The 26679-nt window shown below is 61.2% G+C and carries 23 protein-coding genes and 2 pseudogenes; 3 read left to right on the top strand and 22 right to left on the bottom strand.

Going from position 1 to position 26679, the window contains the following annotated elements; genetic code table 11:
* Positions 1-279: 279 nt before the first annotated feature.
* The 13 genes and pseudogenes from KVG91_RS14030 to KVG91_RS13970 form a co-directional block, all read right to left on the bottom strand.
* A complete protein-coding gene (locus tag KVG91_RS14030) occupies positions 280-1776 on the bottom strand; it encodes a YdgA family protein (protein WP_169374563.1) in 1497 nt (498 codons plus the stop codon).
* Positions 1777-2049: 273 nt separating this feature from the next.
* Positions 2050-2682, bottom strand: coding sequence for an NADH:ubiquinone oxidoreductase subunit N (locus KVG91_RS14025; RefSeq protein WP_169374564.1), 633 nt, complete (start codon positions 2680-2682; stop codon positions 2050-2052).
* A gap of 90 nt (positions 2683-2772) precedes the next feature.
* Positions 2773-4215: an efflux transporter outer membrane subunit gene (locus KVG91_RS14020; RefSeq protein WP_169374565.1), complete on the bottom strand. Its 1443-nt coding sequence runs from the start codon at positions 4213-4215 to the stop codon at positions 2773-2775.
* Positions 4212-5102 (bottom strand): efflux RND transporter periplasmic adaptor subunit, encoded by an 891-nt coding sequence (locus KVG91_RS14015; protein ID WP_169374566.1) that lies wholly within the window; start codon positions 5100-5102, stop codon positions 4212-4214. Before KVG91_RS14015 ends, KVG91_RS14020 begins: the two co-directional genes overlap by 4 nt.
* Positions 5099-5308 (bottom strand): DUF1656 domain-containing protein, encoded by a 210-nt coding sequence (locus tag KVG91_RS14010; protein WP_012721577.1) that lies wholly within the window; start codon positions 5306-5308, stop codon positions 5099-5101. The genes KVG91_RS14015 and KVG91_RS14010 overlap by 4 nt, the downstream gene beginning before the upstream one ends.
* Positions 5305-7383: an FUSC family protein gene (locus tag KVG91_RS14005; protein ID WP_169374567.1), complete on the bottom strand. Its 2079-nt coding sequence runs from the start codon at positions 7381-7383 to the stop codon at positions 5305-5307. Before KVG91_RS14005 ends, KVG91_RS14010 begins: the two co-directional genes overlap by 4 nt.
* Positions 7380-7790 carry a MarR family winged helix-turn-helix transcriptional regulator gene (locus KVG91_RS14000; protein WP_169374568.1) on the bottom strand — a complete coding sequence of 137 codons (411 nt, stop codon included), beginning with the start codon at positions 7788-7790 and terminating at the stop codon, positions 7380-7382. Before KVG91_RS14000 ends, KVG91_RS14005 begins: the two co-directional genes overlap by 4 nt.
* 763 nt (positions 7791-8553) lie before the next feature.
* Entirely contained in the window at positions 8554-9228 is a 675-nt protein-coding gene (locus KVG91_RS13995) for a hypothetical protein (protein ID WP_169374569.1), read from the bottom strand.
* Positions 9229-9354: 126 nt separating this feature from the next.
* A pseudogene (locus tag KVG91_RS13990) lies at positions 9355-9903 on the bottom strand (Fic family protein); the annotation flags it as partial.
* 262 nt (positions 9904-10165) lie between these two features.
* Positions 10166-10445, bottom strand: a pseudogene (locus KVG91_RS13985) (type II toxin-antitoxin system RelE family toxin).
* Positions 10435-10614 (bottom strand): type II toxin-antitoxin system Phd/YefM family antitoxin, encoded by a 180-nt coding sequence (locus KVG91_RS13980; protein WP_404822388.1) that lies wholly within the window; start codon positions 10612-10614, stop codon positions 10435-10437. The pseudogene KVG91_RS13985 and the gene KVG91_RS13980 overlap by 11 nt, the downstream one beginning before the upstream one ends.
* Before the next feature lie 2 nt (positions 10615-10616).
* Positions 10617-10862 carry a DUF2789 domain-containing protein gene (locus KVG91_RS13975; protein ID WP_169374570.1) on the bottom strand — a complete coding sequence of 82 codons (246 nt, stop codon included), beginning with the start codon at positions 10860-10862 and terminating at the stop codon, positions 10617-10619.
* A gap of 33 nt (positions 10863-10895) precedes the next feature.
* A complete protein-coding gene (locus KVG91_RS13970) occupies positions 10896-12512 on the bottom strand; it encodes a glycosyltransferase family 39 protein (RefSeq protein ID WP_169374571.1) in 1617 nt (538 codons plus the stop codon).
* A 174-nt stretch (positions 12513-12686) separates the two neighbouring features.
* Between KVG91_RS13970 and KVG91_RS13965 the strand changes: the two genes are divergently transcribed.
* Entirely contained in the window at positions 12687-14855 is a 2169-nt protein-coding gene (locus tag KVG91_RS13965; RefSeq protein WP_169374572.1) for a tol-pal system YbgF family protein, read from the top strand.
* The gene (locus KVG91_RS13960) at positions 14852-15556 is read left to right on the top strand and encodes a DUF3142 domain-containing protein (protein ID WP_169374573.1); all 705 of its coding nucleotides are present in this window, start codon (positions 14852-14854) and stop codon (positions 15554-15556) included. The genes KVG91_RS13965 and KVG91_RS13960 overlap by 4 nt, the downstream gene beginning before the upstream one ends.
* Positions 15557-15568: 12 nt before the next feature.
* Here KVG91_RS13960 and KVG91_RS13955 read toward each other — a convergent pair whose 3' ends face one another.
* From KVG91_RS13955 to KVG91_RS13915, 9 genes are all read right to left on the bottom strand, one after another.
* A complete protein-coding gene (locus KVG91_RS13955; RefSeq protein WP_169374574.1) occupies positions 15569-16138 on the bottom strand; it encodes a hypothetical protein in 570 nt (189 codons plus the stop codon).
* Positions 16139-16292: 154 nt separating this feature from the next.
* Positions 16293-17738 (bottom strand): efflux transporter outer membrane subunit, encoded by a 1446-nt coding sequence (locus tag KVG91_RS13950; RefSeq protein WP_169374575.1) that lies wholly within the window; start codon positions 17736-17738, stop codon positions 16293-16295.
* Positions 17735-18793 carry an HlyD family secretion protein gene (locus KVG91_RS13945; protein WP_169374576.1) on the bottom strand — a complete coding sequence of 353 codons (1059 nt, stop codon included), beginning with the start codon at positions 18791-18793 and terminating at the stop codon, positions 17735-17737. Before KVG91_RS13945 ends, KVG91_RS13950 begins: the two co-directional genes overlap by 4 nt.
* Positions 18794-18808: 15 nt before the next feature.
* Positions 18809-20344, bottom strand: coding sequence for an MFS transporter (locus KVG91_RS13940; protein WP_169374577.1), 1536 nt, complete (start codon positions 20342-20344; stop codon positions 18809-18811).
* Positions 20345-20817: 473 nt separating this feature from the next.
* Positions 20818-21738, bottom strand: a complete 921-nt coding sequence (locus tag KVG91_RS13935; protein ID WP_169375109.1) for a LysR family transcriptional regulator — start codon at positions 21736-21738, stop codon at positions 20818-20820.
* Positions 21739-21789: 51 nt separating this feature from the next.
* Positions 21790-22638, bottom strand: coding sequence for an ABC transporter permease (locus KVG91_RS13930; RefSeq protein ID WP_169375110.1), 849 nt, complete (start codon positions 22636-22638; stop codon positions 21790-21792).
* Positions 22639-22649: 11 nt separating this feature from the next.
* Positions 22650-23501 carry an ABC transporter ATP-binding protein gene (locus KVG91_RS13925; RefSeq protein ID WP_169375112.1) on the bottom strand — a complete coding sequence of 284 codons (852 nt, stop codon included), beginning with the start codon at positions 23499-23501 and terminating at the stop codon, positions 22650-22652.
* A gap of 1 nt (position 23502) precedes the next feature.
* Positions 23503-24528 carry an ABC transporter substrate-binding protein gene (locus KVG91_RS13920; RefSeq protein WP_169375113.1) on the bottom strand — a complete coding sequence of 342 codons (1026 nt, stop codon included), beginning with the start codon at positions 24526-24528 and terminating at the stop codon, positions 23503-23505.
* A gap of 14 nt (positions 24529-24542) precedes the next feature.
* Positions 24543-25436, bottom strand: a complete 894-nt coding sequence (locus KVG91_RS13915; RefSeq protein ID WP_169375115.1) for a TauD/TfdA dioxygenase family protein — start codon at positions 25434-25436, stop codon at positions 24543-24545.
* Between the two features lie 363 nt (positions 25437-25799).
* On the opposite strand from KVG91_RS13915, the gene KVG91_RS13910 reads away from it, so the two are divergent.
* Entirely contained in the window at positions 25800-26507 is a 708-nt protein-coding gene (locus tag KVG91_RS13910) for a GntR family transcriptional regulator (protein ID WP_169375116.1), read from the top strand.
* The last annotated feature ends 172 nt before the right edge of the window (positions 26508-26679 follow it).

Raw genomic sequence — 26679 nt, 5'->3', positions numbered from 1 at the left:
GGGTATCTACACATCTTTGTAGTGAGCGGGCTTGGCGAATCGTCGCACCGCCCGCGCTGGGTGGCGAAGCCGCCCCAATAAAGACACCGCGCAGTTTCAGGCAAACCCAATTCGTCTGGTTTGGGGCCGCTTCGCGGCCCAGCGCGGGGCAAGCCCGCTCACTACAGGGAGATTTTTCAGCCTTTAAAAATTGTGTAGATAGCTATGGCTATCGCAGGCCAGCCAGCTCCCACAGTTTGGTTGCATTTCAATCGGGCCGCTTTGCGCGGCCCCGAGGGCTTATTGAGCGCCGCTCACCGAGCCGACCTTGGACATCACGAAGCCAATGAATTGCTCAACGGTCATCTTCTGGCCATTGAAAGTCACTTCATTGTTGGCGTAATGCAGCTTGGATACCACGTCGCTGCCCACCAGGGTCGCCAGTTGCGTGCCAACGGCCATGCCGCTGACCATGTCGCTGGCCATCTGGGATTGCTGCTCGATGGCTTTAGGGTCTGTCACACCGCCCACCTGCGCCTGCAAGGCGGCAACGTCGGCGATCATCGGCTTGGACAGGGTCAGGTTGGCGTCCAGCAGCGCAACGATCTGCTTGCCCAGTTCAACCGGCGGCAGTTCCATGGAGGCCGGCTTGGCCAGGTCCAGCACCAGGTTGAATTTGCTCTCCCCGTGGGTGGTTTTCAGCGACAGGTTTTCCAGCGCCAGGTGCGGCTTGGCGGCCAGCAACTGGTTGACGTTGGCTTCGGCCAGGGCTTGCTCGGCCTCGGTCAGTTGCAACTCCGGCACTGGCTGGCCGGCGGCGGCGGCGGCTTGCACCGGCTGCATCTTGTCCTGATACAGCTTGGTCAGCAACAGGCTCGATGGCACATCGATGTTCTTCAGGCTCAGGGCCATGGCGGCGGAGCCGACGGGTTTGCCCTGGTAACCGATCTCGTCGATCTTGTAGTCGACGCGGCCGGCCATGATGTTGTCGTTGACTTCGCTGCTGTCTTTCTGCTCGAAGCCCTTGAGGGTCAGTACGGCTTTCTGCGGGCCGAAGGTCAGCTTGGTATCGGTCAGTTCGATGGTGTTCTGGCCGGTGTAAAAGCCAAAGGTGGATTTCTCCAGGTTGCTGGCCACGGTCAGGCCGGCGAACTCGGCGTCGAATGGCGCGCCATTGGCATCAACCACCGCCAGCTTGAGGCTATTGATGTAGCCATCCACCTTGACCTTCTTGCCTTCGGCGGTGCTGTCGAAGTCCAGGTTCAGGCCGGAGAAGCTCACCGAGGACGTCGGGTCCTTGAAGTCCAGGGGCAGCAATTCGAGGTTACCGCTCACCGAACGGCTGTAGCCGATATTGGCCACGCCTTTGAGTGGCGACTTGTCTTTGGCGGCGGCGAACCATTTCTCGGTGGTGGCGTTCTTTTCCAGCTCATAGTGGCTGGTGGCCATGACTGGCAGCCATTTGAGCGAGACCAGGCGCGAGAATGGCAGCGGGCCGTGTTCGATATGGTCGACAATCAGCAGCTCGGGGTTCGGGTTCTGCTCGCCGAAAAACGAGCCCTGGCCCGTGAGGCGATAATGCGCGGTGCTGCTGAACAGGCCACGGTCCAGGGACACCAGCTCCAGGGCAACAGTGCCGTCGACGCCGGCCATGGAACGTTGCAGTTCCTTGTTGGCGTCCTGCACCGCCGTCTGCAGCACCGGCTCCAACTGCTTGCCGGTATACCAGGCACCGCCTGCACTGACGACGCCCACGGCGACAACGAAACCCAAAAGAACAACGGCTGGCTTATTCATGAAGTGACCTGATCGAATCCTGTGAGAAGTGGGCTGTCTTCCTTGAACCCTGAAGGGGTTCTTGTAGGAGCGAGCTTGCTCGCGAAGAACTCAAAGGCGCCGCGTTTATCCAGGATGCACGCGTTATCGTTGACGTTTTTCGCGAGCAAGCTCGCTCCTACAGTAATGGCCAGCGTTCGCCGAAGTGAACAGCATTGAGCCGAAAACGGGGGAAGATTAGCACTGGCGGCCGCGAACGGCCCAGCTTTTCAGAGGGATCGGTTCAGCAGTAGTTCAGGAGTACTCCAGCTCAATTTCATCGAGCTGGTGGTCGAAGCTCTTCAGGCGCGCGGTCCAGGTGTAGACCAGCACCTCAAACTCGCGGTGTATCACCGCATTGGCGGGGGTGTCGGCCTTGGGGTCGCAGAAGTCCAGCTGGTAGCGCTCGCGGGCCATCTGGGTGGCCACGTCGGACAAATCCCGCGCGTTATTCAGCCAGTGCCTACCTTCGGCGACTTGCCGGTCGAGGGCCACGCACTGTTTTTTCAGGACTTCGAGGCTTTTTTCCAGCGGCGTGCCGGTGAGGTCACCCATGACTTCCTGGAAGGTGCGCCCCGGCTGCCAATAGCTGCCCCAGAAATAGCGGTCGAACACAGTCTCGACCCGACGCAGCGCGACCTTGGTGTCCCAGATCGCCACGCGGGTCTTGCCTTGCTCGAGGAGCTTTTTCTTGACCCGTTGGTTCTGGTAGGAGGCCCAGGCCACTACGCCGATGGACAGGGTGCCGATGACCAGGCAGGCGCTGTCGAGAAACACCATGGCCTTGTCGAGTTGATGGGCGAGCATGACGCCGTAGAAATAAGCGGCCGATAACAACACCAGTGCGAACAGCACGCACCAGAACGCGGGAGCATAAGGGTTTTTCATTTCGCGATTCCCCATGAGCAACGCAAGCGATATCAGGCGAAGCGCCCTGAAACACGGGGGCGCTCCACCTGACAAAGCATAGCTACCTGCTCAGGGTTTGCCGGGTTGTGAGGCTTGCGTTCGTCCGCTTTCCCAGCCGCCGCCCAGGGCCAGGAACAGATTGATCTGGCTCATGGCAACCTGGGTGTTGGCGGCGGCCAGTTGCGCGCGCACATCCGTGTAGGTGCGGGTGGCTTGCAAGTCGGCCAGGAACGAGGCGCGGCCGGCCTGGAAGAAGCGATGGGTCTGGGCCGCCGCTTCCTTGGCCGACTCGCCGGCGTCGCTGAGGGCGTCGCGACGTTGCAGTTGCGCAGTGTATTGCGCAAGGCCCGTCTGGGTTTCACGGATGGCGTTGAGCACCACGCCGTCAAAATGCGCCAGGGCGCCCTGGGTTGCGGCCTCGGCTTCGTGAATGCGCGCTCGGGCGCCGTTGGTCGGCACCGTCCAGCTGATCATCGGGCCAAAGCCCCAGCGGTTGGTTGCAGGCTGCCCGAGGTTATCGAGCAGGCCCACAGTGCCCACCGTGGCGCCGATGCTGATGTCCGGGTACAGCGCGCCGGTAGCCACGCCGATACGCGCGGTGGCCGCGGCGAGTTGGCGTTCGGCCTGGCGCACATCGGGACGGCGCTTGAGCAGCGTCGCGCCGTCGCCCACTGGCAACAGTTGCGCGATGTGGGGCAGTTCGGCGCAGGTGCCGGTGCCCGCCGGCAGCTGGTCCACCGGCTTGGCCAGCAGCATCGACAAGCGAAACAGCCCGGCCTGGCGTTGCGCTTCGTAGCGCGGCATGTCGGCGCGCAGGGATTTGTATTGGGTTTGCGAGCGCGTCACCTGGGTTTCATCGCCGCGCCCGGCGTCGCGCAGGCGTTGGGTCAGTTTTGTGCTCTGCGCTTGCAGCTCAAGGGATTCGTTGGCGATCGCCAGCTCTTCGTTCGCCGCGCACACCTGGGTGTAGGAACGCACAACGTCGGCCACCAGAGTGATGCGCGCGATATCGGCGGCGGCTTGTGCGGCATCGGCGCTGGCCTGGGCGCTTTCGATGCCACGTTGCAAGGTGCCGAACAGATCGAACTGGTAGGACGTGGTAATACCAACGCTACCGATGTTGCCCACCGGGACTTTGTCGGCCAGCAAAAAGGCTTCGCCGGACTCTTGCAGGCGCTGGGCCTCAGCCTTCGCGCCGAGGCTCCAGCCGCCGGCGGATTCAGCTTGTTGGGTCTGATAACGCGCACGCTGCAAGTTCGCAGCCGCCACGCGCAGGTCTGTGTTGGACGCCATCGCCTGGCGCACCAGCTCATCCAGGCGCGGGTCCTTGTACAACTTCCACCAATCAGTCGGCACCGGCGCCGACACCACGTTGTCGCCCTCGCCCGCGATCTGCCCTTGCAGGTCGCCCCGATTGACGGCGGCCTTATCCGGCAGTTGGTAATCCGGGCCCACCACTTGGCAGGCCGACAGCAGCAAACCCAGCGCGGCGCTTGCCAGCAGCGGCTTCATGGCGTGCCTCCGTCTTTAACCTTATCGCCGATGATCGAGACGGTCGCGGTTCGCCCGGCGATCATGCGGAAGTCCGGTGGCACGTCGTCAAACGCGATGCGCACCGGGATCCGCTGGGCCAGGCGCACCCAGCTGAAGGCTGGGTTGACGTTGGGCAACAGGTTGGAGCCGCTGCTGCGGTCGCGGTCTTCGATGCCGGCGACGATGCTCTGCACATGGCCGCGCAGGCGGGCGTTGTCGCCGATCACGCGGATGTCCACGTCCATGCCGACATGGATGCCGTCGAGCTTGGTCTCTTCGAAGTAGCCGTCGATATGGAACGAGTTGCTGTCCACCACCGACAACACCGGACGCCCGGCGGTGACGAATTCCTGGGTGCGCGGCGCCCGGTCGTTGACGTAGCCGTCCACGGGGCTGCGGATTACCGAGCGGTCGAGGTTGAGCTGGGCCGAATCCACCGTTACCTGGGCCTCGGCCAGGGCCGATTGGGCACGGGCGACGCGCGACTGGCTTTCTTCCAACTGCTCGCTGGGCACCAGGTTGCCCAGACCACGGTTACGCTTGTACTCGCGCTGGGCCTGGGCCAGGGTTTCCTGGCGGTCGGCCACGGCGGCCTGGGCCTGGCGCAGGGCCAGCTTGAAACGGTCCTGGTCGACGGCGAACAGCACCTGGCCTTTGGTCACCAACTGGTTGTCGCGTACGTCGACGCGCTGGATCAGCCCGGACACGTCCGGGGCGATCTGCACGATGTCGGCGCGGATGTGGCCGTCACGGGTCCAGGGCGCAAACATGTAGTACATGACCATGCGCCACACAACGACGACCGCAAACGTCACGATCAACAGCGTGAGGACCACACGGCCGATGGTCAAAAAAGGTTTTTTCATGTCATCAGGTATCGACTGAGTGAGTCCACCGCGCCCAGCAACAGCGCGTAGAGCCCCACATTGAACAATGCCCGGTGCCAGACCAGGCGATAGAAGTGGACCCGGGTCAACAGCCCGTGCACCACCAGGAACAACACGTACGTAATGCCCATCAGCACCAGCAACGTGGGCAGGAACACCCCACTGATATCCAGATCACCGATCATAAAGGCGCTCCATCAGGCAGCGGCGCTTGCAGCTCGGCGCCGCCAATGAATTCCACGCCCGGCAACAGCGCCAGGCGCAAACCGGCCAGCGCGTGCAGCAAGTGCAGGCGGGTATCGTCTTCGTCTTGCAGGCCTTGCCCGTTGAGGGCGCGACGCGTGCGGTCCAGGGTCATCAGCAGACCACTCGGCGCTGGCAGGCGTTCACCAGCCTTGAGGCAGGCCTTGAAATAGCCGCCCACGCCTTCCACCACCTGGTTGAGCAGCACCCGTGGCACACCGAGGACGCGTGGCGAATAGGCCAACAGGTCGAGCAGGTTCAGCGCCACGCGCAAATCGCGCAGGGCGGTGCCGGTGTCCTGGTTGATCAGCGCCAGGCGCGGCAGGTGCTGCATCAGGCGGTCGAGCATTTGCGCGGCCATGTGCCGGTGTTCGGCCAAGGTCGCCGGTTCCGTAAGGCTGACGATGTCGCGCCAGCTGAAGCGGGTCAGGCGCTTGGCCGCCAGCTCGGCGCCGAAAGGCCGCGCGATCAGCGTCCACACAAAGGCGAACAGCAGGCCCACGGGACCGGCCAGGTTGACGTTGGCGAAGTTGAGGAAGTCGGCGTCATAGGCGCCCTGGATGCTGATGAATGACGAGGTGTTCACCAGGGTCAGCAACATGCCCAGGTAAAAGCGCGGCTGCACGGTAAGCGTGCCGATGCAGATAAACGGCACGGCAAACGCCAGCACCAGCATCGGGAAGTCATGCAGGTTGGGCAGCACCAGGAACAGATAGAGGCTGGCGAACAGCACCGACATGGCGGTCCAGAAAAAGAACCGGTAGATCTGCGGCGCCGGGTCGTCCATCGAGGCGAAGAAACTGCAGGCCACGGCGGCGAGGATCACCGCACTGCCGCCGTCGGTCCAGCCCAGCAAAATCCACAGCACCGAGGCGACGATGATCGCGGTGACGGTGGAAAATGCCGAGTAGAACATCAGGCCACGGTCGAGGAACGGCGTGAGCCGGCCCAGGCGCCAGTGGCGATAGACAGCCCGCCAGGTGTCCTGGCTTTCGCACTGGATGGCGGCTTGCAGGCTGCGGCAGTCCTGCCACAGGTCGATCCATTCAGCCAACCGGTAAAGGGCGTTGGAGAAGAGCAGCGTGTGGCGCTCGTCCAGCGCTTCGCCCTGGGGTTGGGCGGCGTCGATCTTGTCGCGCAGCACGCGCCAGCGTTCAAGGGGGGCGTTTTCTGTAGTGCTTTCCAGCCAGGCACTGGCGGCTTCCAGCAGCGGCGTGAGCTGATCGAGAAACTCCGGTGCACGGTGCTCGATGGCGTAGACCGCGTCGTCCAGAGCGTCGATCACCGGCAGCAGGTGGATCATCCGCCCGCGCAGCTCCTTGGTATTACGCACCGTCTGCGGTCGGGCGCCCTCGTGAGGGAGCTGGCCGATCATCAGTTCGAGGGTGTTGAAGGTGGCGACCATGCCGCCGCGCAGCGTGCTGATCTCTTCAGGCTCCACCGTGCGCGAGAGGAAGCGCTGGCTGTAAACCTGGGCGTCGGCAAACCACTTGGCCACCGAGCCATCGAACACCGGCATCAGCCGGCGCGGCCAGAACATCGCGCCCACCACCGCCGCCACGGCGATGCCGAGGAAGATCTCTTCGGTACGCGCCTCGGCCACGTCCCACACCGCCAGCGGGTTATCCACCACCGGCAGGGCGATCAACGGCAAGGTGTAGCCAGCGAGCATCAGCGCGTAATTGTTGGCGGTGCGCAGGTGCATCGACAGAAACAACAGCGTGCCCGTCCACAACGCAATCACCACCACCAGCATGTACGGCGACTGCACAAACATCGGCACGAAAATCACCGCCGCCGCCGCGCCCATGAAGGTGCCGATGGCGCGGTACAACGCTTTGGAACTGGTAGGGCCGACAAACGGACTGGAGACGATATACACCGTGGCCATCGCCCAGTACGGACGCGGCATTTGCATGAGCATGGCGATGTACAGGGCAATCATCGACGCGGCGAACGTACGGACCCCGTAGAACCAGTCTTTGGCAGGCGGCATGCCGGTGAAGAAACCATTCACGGCGTCGCCGCCTCGAAGGCGCGCAACACACGCAGCGCGGCCTGCAGATCATCGGGCGCGATATTCGCCAGGACGTCCTTGCGCAGGCGCACCAGTTGCGCTTCCACCGCCTGTACCAGCTCGCGGCCGCGCTCGGTAAGGCTTAATGACTTGGCGCGACGATCATGGATGTCTTCGGTGCGGCACACGTAGCCGTCGGAACACAACCGGTCAAGCAGACGCACCAGCGACGGGCTTTCCATCCCTGAGGCCTGGGCGACTTTTACCTGGTGCACGCCGTCGCCCAAGCGGCCGATCATCAACAACGGCACGGCGCAGGCTTCGGAGATGCCATAGCTCACCAGCGTGCTCTGGCAGATTTTGCGCCAGTTACGGGCGCCCACCACCATGCTGCTGCTGAGGGTCATCTGGAGTTGTTCGAGGGAATGAGGCACTGGATCGTTCGCATACAGTTAGTTTGCTAACTATCAATATGATGGAGTGATCCAAATGCGTCAAGTTTTGAAACAATTTAGCGGATGGGTGGTGGGAGGTGTGTTAAGTAAAGCGCATTTGAGTGCGGATGCTGAATTTTCAGCGATAGCCGCAACACCACAGAATCCAGTGTGGGAGCGGGCTTGCTCGCGAATGCAGTGTGTCAGTCACTGCATTCGTTGACTGAATCACCGCATTCGCGAGCAAGCCCGCTCCCACATTTAGATCTGCATTGATTTCAGGTTTGCTGCTCGGTCTGACCATCCAGGCGAAGCTTAAAGCGTCAGCATTTTCTGCTCCATCGCCACACGCTCCAGACTTTTAGAATCTCCGACGCGCCGATCAATCCAGCCATTAGCAGCACGCTGTAATGCGGGAAGATTCGAGCGCCTATTAACAGGAGTGAAACGGATGGAATAACGAGCACAAGCCGTAAAGGCGTTTGAAAAACGACAAGCCACCGGACTGAATTTTTTTGAAGAAAAAACATCGCACACGATGCGAATAGTGATACGTGTAAAACTAACGCGAACACAAAAAAATACAGTTGCACGGCACTGTGCTCCTGCAAAACCTCTGAAGCGCTTATCAAGTCATTCAAATACGGAATTCTATTATTTAAAAAACTATTGGATGAGTACCAAGCGAGATAGATCGCATCCATGGCCCCCCACAACAGCCAAATTCTGCGACGGCTCATTTTGCACCGCCCTTTATCTCATACGCCTCATCTGGCGTTACCGGCTGCCAATGCCAGGATTTCCCCCCAACCTGCCACTTGTCCTCTCCTTCCAAAAACCGTTGTGGCGTATGCCGGAGCTCACCATATCGGCGTATGACAGAGTCAGCGATGCGGTGCTCTTCGAAATCATTCAGTGGCACCCATTGCTGAATAAGTGTTCTGGTCGTGTTTGCTAAATCTTTGCCGTCAGAGCCAAATACTCGGCCTTGATCACCCATGGAGCCTAATCGGTTGGCGGCTATAATTGCGGTGTTTTTCACTCCATCATAATCAATGCTAAAAAATGCCCATTTGCCCGGCCCTACCACTTCCTCTCTATCACGCTGCCCGGAAGAAAATCCTACTGGGATACATCGCCTGGCTTTCACGTCATTTAAAGCACCTACCCGCTCTGAGATAAGCAACCACTCTCCTTTTTTAATTTTTTCAAGTATCCCACTTCGTTCATTCCACGCTACACACGAACTCAAACGTACACCACACTCACGGATGAGTTCAGCCAAACCAGGCAAATTGGAAGTATAGGAAAGATGAGACTCAACAATTGACGCCGCAAAAAAAGGACTTACAAGCTCAATCGTCGAGGGGTCAAGACTCTGTAATTTTCCGCGTGGAATCAGCTTTTGCATGTCGTATCACTTATCAACAGGAGGTAATCCTTTGATAAGAAAAGACGTCTGCGCCAGCTATCGTCCGTTTCCCCTAAAGAAATAGGACGTTTCCGATATTTTCCACGGAATATCGGAATTGCCCTCTTACTCCCCCATCAACCTCAGGGTCTCTTCCTCAATAAACTCAAACACCTCCTCCGGCACGCTGTACTGGAACTGCTTGCGCCGATGCTTCGACACCTTGCCCTCGTTATCCAGGCACATCATCACCAGCTTCGACAGATCACTGCCGCGCACGTCAAAGCGCTGGTTTACCGCCTTGATCACCCGGTCATAGCGGTCGAGAAATTCGGTCTCTTCGCGCAGCTCCACTTCCAGCGCGCGGCGGGCCATTTGCAGGGTGAATTCGACGCAGTGGGTGGCGTTCCAGTAGCGGTAGATCGAGGGGTGGCCGATGAAGTCGAACGCCATGTGGTCGGCGTCCAGCCAGGTAATGTTCCAGAATTCTCGCGTTGGTTGGGAGAAGGTTTTCAAGGCTTGCAGGTAAGCTTGTTCTTCATGCTTCATGGCGACCGAAACCGGCAACAACAGGCCGTTTTCCAGTGCGCCGTGATGACATAAAGTCTGGTGGATCAGGAAGCGCGACAGGCGACCATTCCCCTCCATGAATGGGTGCAGGAACACGAAGCCGAATACCGATCATCGAAATCCGAGTGACAGGCTTTGATCATCGCAACACGCACAGGCGCGATGGCTTTCAGCCCGAGCGATTGGTGAAGATGGGCATAACCAACCAGAGACATCGCGGAGCCTCAAAGAAATTCACATACGCGATTAAAAGCCCAGATTTTTTCAACGCTCATAAGTTTTTTTCAATTTCCCCCACTTTTGTTAATTTTTTTGCACCCCTGGCCACTCAATGCAAATACCGCCAACCGTGCCCAACTCTGCGGCCTCAACGCTTTTTCGCGCGATCATAAACATCGCTCCGCTCACGCTTGCCTACCGCAACAACCGAAACCACGACTCGCGCATCAATAACCTGATAAACCAAGCGGTACCCAGAGGCCTTCAGTTTGATTTGTAACAGTCGGGCATCCCATGCAGGGCGTCCGGGGGGACGCGGGGTAGCGTAAGACGCTCCACCAGTTTCTTTTTTAACTGCTCGCGTACAGTGTGCCCAAGCTTGTCCACTCCTTGCGAGCGGATGGCAGGAATTCGAGCTTATAGGTCATCCAGATTTACCGGTACAGGCGTCTCATGGCTGCGCGAGCGGACAAGTTCCGCCAATTCCAAATCATCCAGACGTTCCATCATCGCTTCAAATACGTGGGCAGGCACCATATAGCCCATCACACGATTGTGATTGAGCACGGCAACCGGCCCACCATGGGCGCCATTCATCTTCAAACCCCTCGCCCGCCCCGCAACATCAAATTCAACTCATCCACCACCACCGCCCAATCCGCATCGTCCAAAATCTCCTCGCGCAAAAACGCCCTCTGGCTGTCTGTCCAGAAGAACGCATCCGCCAGTTTCAATTCCGGCTTGAGCGGCGAGTGAACCGTCACGAATTTCTCGATGCTCACCGGGTCATCCGGTAGCCCAAGCTGTTTGAACAATGACGGCAGACTATGCATGGGCGATTCCATAATGGGCTCCTGAGCGAAAAGAATTATTCCAGTCTAGCGGCAGCCCTCGGGTTGCGCCGACGCAACATTGCACAACACAAACAATCGCGCCCTGGCGCCGCCGCCCTCCTGGCGACTGAGTTCGCGCCAGCCCTGCGGCAATGGGGCGAATTCATCTGGCGCCTCGACGCTGCTGATCAGCCACACGCGGCGGGTGTCGGCGGGCAGCGCCGACAGGTGGTCGAGGTAGATGCGGCCGCCGTCCTGGTCCACCAGGGTGCCGAAGCCATAGGCGTTGGGCCGGGTTGGCGTGCCGTCGGGTTTGGGCGGGGTATACAGCTGCAATTGAGCGTCGGTCTGGTCGTAATACACGTAGCTCAAGTACCACATCATGTCGCTGAGGACGATGCGGTCGCCTTCCTGGTAATTGCGGTTGACGAACTCCACCGGCACATTGAATTGGTCATGCTCATCCACTGCAAAATTGTTTTTCAACCCGACCAGTTCCACGCCAACGAACAGCACAAACAGCGCTGCCCCCAGCAGAGAAAAGCGCGAAGGCAGGCGGTCGATGGCGATCGCCACGAGGATCGGCAAGCCCAAGGCGTACACCGTCAGGTAACGCTCGATAAACACAGGGGAAATAAAAGATACCCCGTACACCGACAACAGCGGCAACAGGAAAAACAGCGCCAACAGGCTGGCCGGACGGTGGCGGTCGCGGTCGCGCCAAGCGGCAGTCAGGACAACAGCCACCAGCAGCAATGGAAACAGCCAGAATAACGGTGCCCAGAACCCAATGCCTTCATCCTGCAGCATGAACTGCCAGATCATCGACGGCAGCGAGAACAGGTTGACCGGCTCTTCCCAGCCGATGTCGCCACCCACCTTGAGCTGTTCGACGTGCTGCACCAGGTCCAGCAGGTTCGGTAGCCACGGCAGGAACAACAGCACAATCGTGACGTTGGCCACCCACCATGCCGGGCGCGTGATCAGGCGCGTGATCAGGCGCCTGTCAGGCGCCGTCGTACGGCCCAGCACACCCAGGTAGCTCCAATGCACCAGCACGCACAGCGCGGTGAAGTAATGGGTATAGAAACCAGCGCTCATCAACACGACATATGCCGCCAGATAACGTGTGCGCTCGGGTTGTCGCACCCAGTACACCAGCGCCAGCGTGGCGCCCAGCAACCACACGGCCAGCAGTGAATACATGCGCACTTCCTGGCTGTAGCGCACCGCCGTCGGCAGCAGCGCCAGCAGGATCCCCGCCAGCACCGCCGCACGCCGGGTGGACAGTTGCCGCGTCAGCCAGACGCCCAGCCCCACGGCAATCACGCCGGGAATGGCGCTCATGCCGCGAATCGACCAGAGACTGTCGCCGAACAGCTCGATCCAGCCGCGCAGCAGGAAAAAGTACAGCGGAGGGTGCACGTCGTGCGCCGCGTGGAACCACAGATCGGCCAACGCGTATTCGCTGAGCAACAGGCTGGAGCCTTCGTCACCCCAGATGGCCGCTGCCGTCAGGTTGTAAAAACGCAGGGCGATAGCCAGTGCCAGGATCGGTACCCACCAGAGGCGGCTGATCCAGCCGGCACCTTCCCAAGTGAGGCGGTTGAGTGCGGGTAATGTCCCAGCCTTTTCGTTTCGCTCTAGCACAGACCGACGCACCTTGATTCCCCAACCCTTGAATGCCTGAATGCAAACATCGCCACTCTAGGGCAAAAGCCCTTGATTCGCCTTCATAGACCGACAATTCGACAATTTGTGCAGGGCTTCTCCGAAGCGGCGGTAGGAACACGCTATTATTGCGCCCCTCCACGGACTCAGGCTCAAGGACTCGTCATGCGCATCGGTTTTCTGTCACCCCTGGCACTGGCACTGCTCGCAGGAATTTCCCAACACGCCCAGGCCAGTTCCGATGACTCGTGCTACCCCGATTGGCGGGTCGCGCGTGACAGTCTCGACTCATGCAGCAACCAACCCTTCCTCAGCCCTGGCAACGACAGCCGCGTGAACCTGCGCCTGTTGCTGGCGGACAAACATGCGGCGCCCCTGACGCCCAATGCCTTGAGCGAAGACGACCTGGCCCAGGGCTTTGGCCCGGTGCCCTTCCCGGTCTATCGCCTGGCACCTGTGCGCGCGACTGACGATGAACCCGACAGCGCGCCGGATGATTCGCGCACCGCTGAACTCGACACGTTGCTCCAACCCTTGGGCATCAAGCGCGACGACCACAAAACCGCAGGCGAAGCGTTCCTCAATGGTGAGGGCAGCCGCTGCCGCAGCAACGATGATGACAGCGCCACTGCGTTTATCAGCCAGGTGATCAAGGCCGATATACCGGCGGCCGAACGCGAGTTGCTGGTCAAGGCGCGCTTGAAGCTGCTTACCGCCTGCTCTTGGGAGGGCCAAGTGGCGGACGCCCAGCAGATCCAGTCCAGCGAAGGCCAACGGTTGCGCACTTACCTGCAAGCCGCCGCCGACTTCTACAGCGGTCGCTTTGGTTACGCCGAACGCGGCTTTGCCGCCGCCAGCACGAGCGAACTGCCTTGGCTGCAGCAGACTGCGCTGTACATGACCGCGCGCACCTCCTTGAACCAGGCCCAGGCTGAAGCCTTCGACGAGTACGGCATGCCGCGCCTGGAACAGGTGGACAAGGCGGTGCTGAGCGATGCCGAACAGGGCTTTCTCACTTACCTGAAACAGTATCCACAAGGCGATTACGTGGCCTCCGCGCGCGGCCTGTTGCGCCGCGTGTATTGGCTGGCCGGTGACCAGACTCAACTCGCCGAGGCCTACGCCTGGGCGATGACCCAGGCGAGCGAGGCGCAGCGCAATGTGTCGGTGGATGAACTGGTGGAGGAAGCCGACCTCAAGCTGTTGATGGTCAATCATGAGACGGTCACCACGCCAATGCTCCAGTTCGTCAGCGACTTGATGGTGATGCGCGGTGGCAACCAACCCGCCCTTTCCCGCGCCGACTTGGAGAAGCAAAAAGCCGCGTTCGCCGGCGCGCCGGAACTGTACGACTACCTGCTGGCGACGCATGCGTTGTATACCGAACATCAGCCGGACGCCGCGTTGAAACACTTGCCGCAGAGCGTGCCGGCGAGCCTGGACTATTTCGCCTTCAGCCAACAGACCCTGCGCGCCCTGGCCCTGGAAGCCAAGCAAGACTGGAAAGGTGCCGAAGCGCTCTGGCTGCAACTGCTGCCACTGGCCAAGCTGGCGCTGCAACGCGACCAGTTGGAACTGGCCCTGGCCATGAACTATGAGCGCAGCGGCCAACTGGCCAAGGTCTTCGCCGTCGACTCACCGATCAGCGCCAAGCAGGTGCGCTATATACTGCTGCGCAACGTGGCGGGCCCCGAGCTGCTGCGCCAGCAAATCGCCCAGGCGAGCGACCCGATGGAGCGCCAGACCGCGCAGTTCGTGCTGCTCTACAAAGACCTGTTGCGCGGCCAGTTCGCCACCTTCGCCGAAGACCTCAAGCCATTGCCGGCCCAAGCCCCGGACGACAAGCTCGGCACCAGCCTGGGCTACGTCTACAGCGCCAGCCAGACGTTGAAGCTGTTCCAGTGGAACGGCGACAAGGCCGAATCCGGCTATGCCTGCCCAAGCATCGCGCAAATCGCCGCAACCTTGCAGGGCGATGCCAAAAACCCACAGGGCCTCAATTGCATGGGCGAGTTCATCCTGCGCAACGGCCTGGACGGCATGCCGTTGGAACAGGCGCGCGCTGCCGGCAGCCTGGGCAGCAGCGCGTCGGACTTCAAGGGTGAGACGTTCTCGCGCCTGGACGGCTACAAACAGGTGATCGGTAACGCCAAGGCGCCGAAGAATGACAGGGCCTACGCGCTGTTTCGCGCCATCAACTGCTATGCACCTTCCGGCTACAACAGCTGCGGCGGCCAGGACGTCGCGCCGGCGGTGCGCAAAGCCTGGTTCCGTCAGCTCAAAAGCAGCCACGCCGACACCCAGTGGGGCAAATCGCTGCAGTACTACTGGTGAAGCACCTGTGGCTTGGCTTGCTGTTGCTGGCAAGCCCGGCCTTCGGCGCCGTCGACGCCCGTGACTATGACGCCTTCTGGCTGTGGAGTGGCGTCACGCCCCAGCCGGTGCTCAAGCAGGCGAAGACCTTGTACATCCTTCAAGGCCAGATCAACTCCACCCGCCGCGCCCCGCAGCGTGGCGTGCAGATGATCGCCCAAGGCATCAGCGTGCCGCGCCTGACCCAGGGCGACATCTGGATCGTCTACCGCGCCCACACCCTGCACTGGCCTGAGCAGGTCTACCGCCAATTGTTCGGCCAGGTGCAACGCTGGCGCGACGCGGGCAACCCGGTGGTCGGCATTCAGATCGATTTCGACGCCCGCACCCAGTACCTGCACGAATACACCGGCTTCCTTCGCGACCTGCGCCAGCGCCTTCCCAGCGACCTGCGCCTGAGCATCACCGGCTTGATGGACTGGAGCAGCAACGCCGACCCGGCCGCCATCGCCCAACTCAAGGGCGTGGTGGATGAAGTGGTGGTGCAGACCTATCAGGGGCGCCACAGCATCCCGGATTACGCGGCGTATCTGCCACGGATGAATCGGTTGGGGTTGCCGTTCAAGATCGGTTTGATTCAGGGCGGGGCGTGGGAGGCACCGGCGTATTTGCACGGGAGTGAGTGGTTTCAGGGGTATGTAGTGTTTTTGCAAAACCCTTGAAACGCGGGCCTCTTATCCGGCGCCCCAGACCCCACCCGTAACGAGCAACCCCCATCCCAGTAGCCCACCCGCAATTCCAAGCCAATTGGCGCGCGTCAGGCGTGCGTTTCCCTCTCCCTCGGGATCCCGTTCCAAATGATTGATCGCACATTGCAGCTGCAACGCCAGCGCCACCTGCAACACGGCGATGCAGGCGACAACAGCCAGTGCGGCAAAGGGCGACAATAGCCACAGCACGGTGAACGGCAAGCACCCTCCCAGGAAGATTACCGTCGCCAGGCAACGCGGCCACCAGAGATACGTGGATTCACCCTGCTCCAGTTCGCGCATCACGCTGAGGATCAGCGAACAGAAGTAGCACGCCGGAAACATCACCCGAACCCAGGGCCACAACCTCTTGCCGCTGGCTTGCTGATACAGCGTCCAATGCCGGTGGAGCCAGTAGACGAAATATCCGCCCAGCGTCAGCAGCACCATGACGAGGAATTTGCGCGGGGCGACCACCAGAAAAAGCGGTTCGCGAGCCGGCATCCAGCTCAAGAGGGAGCGCGGTGTGGCATAGGGATTTTCTGCGACAGACATAGGCAAGATCTCGCGAGGGTCAGCAGAAAGCTAACGCTCGCGAGACGTTTAAGGTTCCCGCCTGACTCAATCAGGACGCATCCTACAACCGGCTGCCTACCCGCCGTAGGTCAGGCTCGACACCACCGTGCGCCCTTCGCCGTAGCGATCCAGATCAGCGTCCAGCGGTTTGCAGTGGATACACCGATTCCCACCCTCCTCCAAGCGCCTTATACAACCCAACCATCGCCAGGGACACGCCCGTTGAGCTTTCCACCCACTGTTCCTGCGTGGCCAGCAGCGCGCTTTGTACGGTGAGCACGTTAACGAAATCCACCACGCCTTCCACGTACTGCTGCTGCGCGGTGCGCAGGGCAATCCGGTTCTGGCGCACGGCTTCGGCGAGGCTGTCGCGGCGCAGTTGACTGGCGTTGTAGCGGGTCAGCTGGTCGTCGATTTCATGCCAGGCACGCAGCACGGTTTGCTGGTACGCCAGCGCCGCTTCCTGTTGCTGGGCTTCACGCAGCTTCAACATGCCCTGCAGTCGTCCACCGTGGAACAGCGGCAAGCTGAACTGCGGGCCGAAAGCAAAGGCGCGTGAGCCCCAGGAACCGAGATCCGAGAGTTGCATGGCCTGGGAGCCAAGATTGCCCGACAGGGTAATGCGCGGGTAGAAGTCACCTTTGGCCACGCCAATGTTCGCAGTGGCGGCGTGCAGCCGGGCTTCGGCCTGGCGGATATCCGGGCGGCGCTCGGCCAGTTCCGAGGGCAGGCCGATGGCAACCTGGCGCTGGGTTTGCGGCACGGCGGCGTCCTTGGACAACTGCGCATGCAAGGCCTGGGGCGGCTCGCCCATCAACAGGCTGAGGGCGTTGATCAACTGATCCTGGCGTTGCTGCAGGTCCGGCAGGCGCGCTTCGATGGCGGCGACCTGGGCGGCCGCTTCAGCAACATCCAGATCCGTCGCCACGCCGTCCGCCAGGCGCAGTTGCGAAAGTTTGAGGCTATGGCGGGCGACGTCGAGGTTTTGCTCGGTGACGGCGCGAGTGTTCTGTACGCCGCGCAGTTGGATGTAGTCCTGGGCGGTCTCGGCCAAGACTGACAGCAGCACCGCGCGGCGGTCGTTCTCGGCGACGTGCAGGGTGGCGTCGGCGGCTTCGGTTTCGCGTTTGACGCGGCCCCAGAAGTCCAGCTCCCAGGATGCCGAGAAGCCCGTGTCCCACTGGGTGAACGCCGAACGGCCGCTTTCACCGGACGGATCGTTCAAGCCTTTGCCGCTGTTGCGCTTGCGCTGGTAGGTCCCCGTGGCGTCGACATCGGGGTAGCGCTCGGCGGTGGTTACCTGGCGTACGGCGCGGCTCTGTTCCAGGCGGGCGCCGGCCAGTTTCAAGTCGAGGTTATCGGTGAGCGCGCGACGTGTGAGGGCCGAGAGTTGTTCGTCGTGGAACACGTCCCACCAGCGCTCCTGCAACGGGTCGCTGACGGCGCGGCTGGCCGCCTGGCGCCCCTGGGGTTGGCTCCATTGCGTCAGTTGTGGGCTGTCGGTTTTGTGAAAATCCGGGCCTACGGTGCAGGCGCTCAGGCTGATGAGGCTCAAGGTGAGCCAGGCCATCTGTTTCATTGCTGGGCCACCTCACGCGGCTGCGCGATCGGCTGGGTGTCGACGCTGGCTTCCACCGACATGCCGACCCGCAGGCGCTCGGTCAGCGGCTGGTTGGGTTCGAGGACGATTTTTACCGGAATGCGCTGCACGACCTTGGTGAAGTTGCCGGTGGCGTTATCCGGTTTGATCGAAGCGAAGGTTACCCCGGTGGCGGGCGCCAGGCTTTCCAGATGCCCGTGGAGCAGCTCACCGTCCAGACTGTCGACGCGCACCTGCACAGACTGGCCGGCATGCATATGGGAGAGCTGGGTTTCCTGGAAGTTGGCCACCACGTAGGCCTGTTCCAGCGGCACTACGGCGAGGATCTTGCTGCCCGGCGTCACATAGGCGCCGACCCGCACCGCACGCTCGCCGACCATGCCGTCCACCGGGGCGACGATGCGCGTGTACGACAGCTGATAGCTGGCCAGCTCCAGCGCGGCCTGGGCGCGCTTGAGCCCACCTTCGGCGGCATCGCGCTGGGCGGTGAGGATCTCCACTTGCTTGCGTTCGGCCGCCAGCACCGCCGTGGCATTGGCCAGGCGCGCGGTGGCCTGGTCGATGCGGGTCTTGGCTTGCTGGGCGTTCTGCACGGTGCCCGCGCCCACACCGGCGAGGTGGTTGTAGCGGTTCAGTTCGTGTTCGGCGAAGGCCACTTCGGCACGATCCGCCGCGACAGTAGCCTGCGCCTGGGCGATCACCGAGCTTTGGCGTTCAAGGGTGGCGGCAGCGTTTTTCAGCTGGGCCTGGGCAACCAGGGTATCGGCGTCAGCCGCTTGAGCGGCGGCACGGAAATCGCGGTCGTCGATCAGCGCCAGCAACTGGCCGGCCTTGACGCGCTGGTTGTCCTCCACCAGCACGTCCTTGATGAAGCCCGCCACGCGTGGCGCCACCAGGGTAAAGTCAGCGGCGACGAACGCGTCGTTGGTGGTCTGGCGCTTGCTGCCCAGCAGACCCGGCGCGGCCAGGTACACGATTACCCCAACCGCCAGTACGGCGATAACGGAGACGGCAATTTTGTCTTTGCGTTTCATGAACAGTCCTTTCAATCAAGTCGGTGCGCGAGGCGGGAAGATCCGCGTGGGCATCCAGAAAATCAGCAGGATCAACGCCGCCGCGACGGCGGCCATGACGTAGTAGAGATCCGAAGAAGTCAGCACCACGGCCTGCTCGTGCAGACGGTGCGCCAAGCCCGGCGCGGCGCCGTCGGCCAGGGGCGAGTTGCCCAGGCGGTCCACCAACATGGTCGAGTGGAAGTGCAGGCGTTGGGTGGTCAAGGTATCGAGCAGGCCCGTGGCGATCACGGCGGCCAAGCCCTTGACGGTGTTGAACCAGGCCGAGGCGAACGGGCCGTCCATTGGCTGGATGCTGCCGGTGGACAGCATCAGCAGCGGCAGCACGGCCATCGGTTGCCCCAGAATCTGCAGCAGGTACAGTCCGTAGAAATCGTCGCGAATCCACGCCGAGGTCAACTGCGAACTGCCCACGCAACACAGCACCAGCATGCCCAGCCCGATCCCCAGCACCCAGCGGCAATCGACCCAGCGCAGGTTGCACAGCGCTGCCACCAGCGGCAGCGCGATCAACTGCGGCAGCGCCATCAGCAACATCACTGGCGCGGTTTGCAGCGGCCGATAACCCTGCACCTGAGCCAGAAAACTGGACGGGATGATGATCACCGAAGTCAGCACCATCAGCACGCCCGCCAGCACAATCAAGGCAAACGAGAGGTTGCGCAGGCCGAGCATCTGCAGCTTGAAAAACGGCATCGGATGCGACCATTCATTGAGCATGAACAGCACCAGCAACGCGCTGCCGCCCAACAGCAGACAGGTGATCAGCCCCGATTCGAACCAGTCCAGGCGATTGCCTTGCAGGATGCCGATCACCAGCATGCAGATCGCCGGAAAGCCCAGCAGCAGGCCGCGCCAGTTGAACTGCTTGAAGCGCTCCAGGCGCAGCGGGTCCTGCGGCACCCCGTAGGCCACGGCGGCCATCGCCAGCAGACACGGCGCGACGATTTGCCAGAACGCCCACTGCCAGCCGACATATTCTGTCCACAGCGCCGCCAACGGCGTGCCCAGGCTTGGGCCGAAGGTGGCGGTGAGTGCATAGCCGGCCAGGCCGTAAAGCTTGACGCTGGCCGGCAGGAAACGCAACGCGACGGTCATCAGCATCGGCGGCAACGCGCCACCGGCCAGGCCTTGCACGGTGCGCAACACCAGCAGGCTTTCATAGTTCGGCGCGAACGGGCAGAGAATGCCAAGCAGCGTGAACAGGCCGATGGCGCACAGGGTGAAGCGGCGCAGGGAGAACGTCACCGAACACCAGGGCGCGAAGGCCATGGCGGACACCGAGGTGGCGGTGTAGGCCGCAACCAGCCAGGTGCCTTCATCAAAACCGATGGACAGCGCACCGCGAATATCCGCGAGCGCGACCTTGGTGACCATCTCGTTGAGGCCCGAAACCAGCACTGCCAACAACACGCCAACCAGGCCGATGATGATGCGCGGGCCGAAGACGGGAGGCGTGATGGCGACGGGCTTGGCTGCGGCCTCAAGGGCGGGAGCAGCGAGGGAAGTCATGAACAGGTCACTCGGAATGATCAATACCCGAGCAGTTTAATCAGGTACATCCATGCCAAAAAGTTACTTGTCGGCAGGTTATAAGTGCGCCAGACGCAATTCTAAAATCCAGTACTGATTCCTGTGGAAGCTGGCTTGCCTGCGATGGCGGACTGTCTGATACAGATTGGTTATTTGGCCCACCGCTGTCGCAGCACGGGTATCTACACAGCTTTCAAAGGCTGAAAATCTCCCTGTAGTGAGCGGGCTTGTCCCGCGCTGGGTGGCGAAGCCGCCCCAATAAAGACACCGCGCAGTTTCAGATAAACGCAATTCGCCTGGTTTGGGGCCGCTTCAGCCCAGCGCGGGACAAGCCCGCTCACTACAAAAGTGTGTAGATGCCCAGTGCGATGGCGGACTGTCTGATACAGATTGGTTATTTGGCCCACCGCTATCGCAGGCAAGCCAGCTCCCACATAGACCGTATTTTCACTTTAAGCCGGTTGCGCTTCCAGCCAAGTGGCGTGGCAACTCTCGCGCATGGTTTCCCGCAGCCATCTATGGGCGGGGTCTTTGTCGAAACGCGGATGCCAGGATTGGGCCAATACCAGCGTCGGCAAGGAGATCGGCAAAGCAAACGCGCGCAACGGCAATTTGAGGCGGTTGGCGCTCAGGAGCGCTTCCTTGGGCACCGGCAGGAGCAGGTCGGAATCGGGCAGCATGAACATCGCGCCGTGAAAGCCTGGGGCGATCAGCGCCACGCGGCGCTCCAGGCCCTGGGCGTTCAGCGCGGTGTCGATCGGCCCGCGCGCAATGCCGCGCCGCGAGATGCTGATGTGGGAATAGCTGGCGAAACGAGCGGCGGTGATTTCTTCGTCGAACAGCGGATGGTCTTCCCGCGCCAGGCCGACGAAGGTGGTGGAAAACAGATTCTGCACCTTCACCTCGGGGCTTGCCGGCATAGTGTTGCTCACCCGCAAATCCAGTCGCCCTTCACGCAGGGCTTCATCGTCGGTGTCGCCTTCGGGCACGAAGCACAGCTCGCACAACGGCGCCATGCGCTCCATGGTGTCGAACAGGCGACCGCCATACACGCCGATAAAAAAGTCATTGGCGCGCACGCTGAAGCGGCGACGCAACGTGCTCAGGTCCACTTGATCCGCCGAGCGAAACAGCAACGCTGCCTGCTCCACCACGTTGCGCACCTGGCCCTGCAACTGCAGCGCCTTGGGCGTCGGCACCAGGCCGCGACCGGCGCGCACCAGGATCGGATCGCCCACGGCTTCGCGAATGCGCGTTAGGGTGCGGCTCATGGCCGCCGGGCTAAGGTTCATGCGGCGCGCCGCGCCGACCACGCTGCCCTCATCCAGCAAGGCGTCGAGGGCGACCAGCAGGTTCATGTCCGGTAGTTGCATGCCAGGCACTCGTGTTCAGTGGGGAGTGAACTCGGCGCAATCGTAGCGTATTCAGCGCTGCATGCCCCAGCGTTTCACGGTCAGCCGCTCGAACGTGTCAAACACCAGGTTCTCCACCAGCAGGCCGATCAGGATCACCACGGCCAACCCGGCGAACACTTTGTCGGTGTACAGCTCGTTGCGGTTCTGGAAAATGTACCACCCCAGGCCACCCTTGCCGCTGGTGGCGCCGAACACCAGCTCGGCGGCGATCAGTGTGCGCCAGGCAAAGGCCCAGCCGATTTTGAGGCCGGCGAGGATCGACGGCAGCGCCGCCGGAATCAGGATGAACAGCACGAAACGCATGCCCTTGAGGCCATAGTTGCGGCCAGCCATGCGCAGGGTTTCGGACACGCCGAGGAACCCCGAATAGGTATTGAGCGCCAATGCCCAGAGCACCGAATGCACCAGCACGAAGATCAGGCTGTTCTGCCCCAGGCCAAACCACAACAGCGCCAGCGGCAACAGCGCGATGGCCGGCAGGGGGTTGAACATCGAGGTCAGGGTGCTGAGCAGGTCGCGGCCCAATTGCGTCGACACCGCCAGGGTGGTCAGGGCAAACGCCAGCACGATGCCGATCAGGTAGCCCTTGATCAGCACGACCAGCGAAATGCTCACCTTGCTCAACAGTTCGCCGCTGAGTAAGCCGTCGTAAAGGGCGTGAGCGGTCTGGAGAAAACTGGGCAGCAACAAGTCATTGTTCTGGTAGCGCGCGATGGCTTCCCAGAGGATCGCGAGCACGATCAGGATCAGGCCCTTGCGCAGCCAGCCTTGTTGCCACAGGCGCTGGCGCAGCGGGAGCGCGCGTTCCACGGGAACGCTGAGCAGCGGCTCGAGGGTGATTTCGTATTCCTGGCGCATGAGTCGGCCCTTCAATAAGCGATGCGGATGTCGGCAAAACCCAACTCACGTTCGGCCTGGGGTGCTTCATCGAACAACAGGCGGTGAATCCGCCGCGCCGACGCCTGGAACGCCACGCCGCCGAGGCTGTGCAGGTCGTATTGATGGCTGTGGATTTCCGCGCGCACCCGTCCGGGATGGGGCGACAACAGCAGGATACGATTGCCCACCACCAGCGCCTCTTCGATGGAGTGGGTGACGAACAACAGGGTAAAACGCACCTCTTCCCAGAGCAGCAGCAGTTCTTCCTGCATCTTGCGCCGGGTCAGCGCGTCGAGAGCGGCGAAGGGTTCGTCCATCAGCAGGATTTTCGGCTGCATGGCCAACGCGCGGGCAATCGCCACACGGGCTTTCATGCCGCCGGAAAGCGTGTGCGGGTAGGCGTCGGCGAAAGCGCTGAGGCCGACTTTGTCGAGGTAATGCAGCGCGCGTTCTTCGGCATCAACACGCTTTAAGGTCTTCGAGGCCAACAGCGGAAACATCACGTTCTGTTTGACGGTTTTCCACGGCGGCAACTGGTCGAATTCCTGGAACACTACGATGCGGTCCGGGCCCGGTTGCTCAACCTTCTGCCCCAACAGACGGATCTCGCCTTCACACGGCTTGATAAACCCGGCGATGGATTTGAGCAAGGTGGATTTGCCGCAGCCCGATGGGCCGAGCAGTACGTAGCGGTCGGCCGGGTCGATCTCGAAACTCACCTGGTGCGTGGCCCGCACCACGCGCTCGGGGGTGCGGTACTCCAGGCTGACGTTATCCACCGCCAGCAACGGCGCGGCGGTGTGCAGGTTGCTGGCCGTGTGGCCTTGCAAGGGTGCGTTCATGTCAACTTCCTTGCAGGGGCTTGGCGTCCTGGAAGAAGTAGTCCTTCCAGGATTCAGGTTTGTGCTTGATGGCGCCAACGCGGTGGAGGAACTCCGCCAGCGGGTAGGTGTTTTTTGGCGTGATGCTGAATTCGAACTGCGGGTTGTCGATGATTTTCAGCAGTTCGGCGCGGTCGATCCTGGCCTTGGTCACGCGGATATACGTGTCGGCCGCAGCGCCCTTGTCGTTTTGGACGAACTGCGCCGCTTCGGTCAACGCGTCGACGAATGCGGCGTAGGTCTTAGGGTTGTCGTTGCGGAACTTCTCGGTGGCGAACAGCACCGTCGGAGAGTTGGGGCCGAGCAGATCGTAGGTGTTGAGCACCACGTGCACGTTCGGGTTGCTCAGCGCCTGATCCTGGAATGGCGGGTTGGAAAAGTGCCCGGTCAGCTCGGTGCCGCCGGCGATCAGGGCGGCAGTGGCATCCGGATGCGGGACGGCAATGGTGTACTTGTCGAGGCGATTGAATGCGGCGTCGCCCCACTGCTTGGCCGCGGCGTATTGCAGAAAGCGCGATTGCACAGACACGCCCACCGCCGGTACCGCGATGCGATCGTTCTCGGTGAAATCGGCGATGGTCTTGACCTTGGGATTGTTGCTCACCAGGTAGTACGGGAAGTTGCCCAGTGATGCCACGGCCTTGACGTTCTGCTTGCCATAAGTGCGGTCCCAGATGGTCAACAGCGGCCCGACGCCGGCACCGGCGATGTCGATGGAACCTGAAAGCAATGCGTCATTGACGGCTGCGCCGCCGGACAGCTGGGTCCAGTCGACCTTGATGTCAATGCCCGCCTGCTTGCCGTACTTCTCGATCAGGTGCTGGTCGCGCACGACATTGAGGAGCAGGTAGACGATGCCGAACTGTTCGGCGATGCGAATCTCGCCTTCTGCCTGCGCGGCCGCTGGCGCAACAAGGCTGCCGGCCAGCAGGCTCAGACCCAGGCCGACGGTCGCGGCCAGCCGTGCAAATGGGATTTTCCTGGACATGGTCATGCTCCGAATCAGAAAGGCGCGTCGCCCTGGATGGTGGTGCGGTACAGCTTGCGGCGCAGATGGCTCGGGCAGCCGGCAGCCAGGTGGATCAGCGAGCGGTTGTCCCAGAACACCAGGTCGTGGGGCTGCCAGTGGTGGCGGTAGAGGTTGTGTGGCAGCACGCTGTGGGCGTAGAGCTGGGCCAATAGATCGCGGCTTTCGTCTTCCGGCAGGCCGACGATGCGGGTGGTGAAGCCCTCACTGACAAACAGCGCCTTGCGGCCGCTTTCCGGGTGGGTGCGCACGATGGGATGCACCACTTCAGCGACCTGGGCAAGCTGCTCGGGGGTCAACGTGGGCCGCCAGTTGCCTTCGAATTTGGTTTCGCTGTAACGCGCGGTGTAGGAATGTGCGGCGCTGCGGCCCTCAACAGCTTTGCGCAGGTGCTCGGGCAGTTGGTCCCAGGCTTTGTGCATATCGGCAAACAAGGTATCGCCGCCTTCGCTGGGCAGTTCCTGGGCGTGCAGCATCGAGCCCAGGCTTGGTAGCTCTTTATAGGACAGGTCCGAATGCCAGAACTTGCCCGCATCACCCAGCCCAATGGATTGACCATTTTCAATGATGTTGGAAACGATCAGGATTTCCGGATGGTGGGCCAACAGAAACTGTTTGAGCACGTGGATCTGCAGCACGCCGAAGCGGCGGCTGAAGGCAATCTGTTGCTCGGGGGTGATGCGTTGGTCTCGGAACACCACGACGTGATGCTCCAGATGCGCACGGTGAATGCGTGCGAAATCCTCGTCGTTGACCGGTTGCGACAAATCCAGGCCAATAATTTCTGCGCCGACACCGCCGGGCAATGGATGAATATCAAAGGCTTGGGTAATGGCGGTCGCTGTTGGAGCAGTAGAGGTGGCGGACATGAGGTCACTCCCGGTCAGACAGGAAGTTGACTTTATAGATATAAGAACGGCAATTTAAATACCGTTAACGAATAACGATAGACGGGAAATGTTCTGGCGTAACTCCCCGCCGCTGGACGTCCAGGGCTGATACTGCGCCCGCCAAGTATTGGGGTGTTGTCGCAACGACTCGCTCGACAGCAGGCAAGTTGAACGTGGCTGCGTAAGACTTGATAAAGCCCGGCTGTGGGTGCTCGGAATGCCATGTTGATGCGCTTACAAGCCGAAACTGTGCGAGTTTGACAAGCTTATGGGCAGCCTCTAGTGTGCATTGGATCCAATTAGCCACCCCACCATTCTAATAAGGAGCGTAGCGTAACCGCGATGCATAAGCCGACCCCTTTGAACAGCATCAAGATCAGCGGACCTATTCCCGCGCATCTCGCTCGCTCCGTGATTGAAGAAACCTTGCGCAACGCCATCCTGGATGGTCGGTTGCCCTGCGGTACCGCCATGCGCCAACAGGAGTTGGCCAGCTTGTTCGGGGTCAGTCGGATGCCGGTGCGTGAAGCCTTGCGTCAGCTGGAAGCCCAGTCACTGCTGCATGTGGTAACGCACAAGGGTGCCGTCGTTGCACCCCTGATCGAGGATAACTCGGCCGAAACCTATGAACTGCGGATGCTGCTGGAATCTGAAGCGCTGCGCCTGTCGATACCTTTACTGACCGAGGCGGATATCGTCGAGGCGGACGCCATCATCGACGCTCTGGAGCAGGAAAAAAACTACAGCGAGATTGGTCGTCTCAACCGGCTGTTCCACATGGCGCTGTATGGCAAGGCCCCGAACCAGCGGCTGCTCAAATTGGTGGAGCACGGTTTGAACGAGGAAGAACGTTTCCTGCGTTACAACCTTGAAGCCATGGGCCTGGGTGAGACATCCCAGGAAGACCACCGCGAACTGCTGAACCTGGTGGCACAGAAGAAAACCGCGCAAAGCATCCTGACGCTGCGTAATCACTTGATGCGGGGCATGGAGGTAATCACGGCGTACCTCAGTGGGTTGGACGTCGGCGACAATAAACGCATGCAATAAGACACGCAGCTCTGCTAGTTGCGGGGCGGCCTGGCTAATTACCAGCACCCCGCGCGGGGAAACTTCCCACGGCCAATAAATAAACTAACTTACAGCTCATATTATTTAGAAAAACTTCTAACACATTTGTATGCTCGCCAAAGTGTTTAACCCGCTTATTATTGTTCACTCC

This window comes from Pseudomonas azadiae (assembly GCF_019145355.1).
Lineage (GTDB): Bacteria > Pseudomonadota > Gammaproteobacteria > Pseudomonadales > Pseudomonadaceae > Aquipseudomonas > Aquipseudomonas azadiae.
The sequence above is the reverse complement of the archived record's forward strand: the minus strand, read 5'-3'. Positions and strand labels throughout refer to the sequence as shown.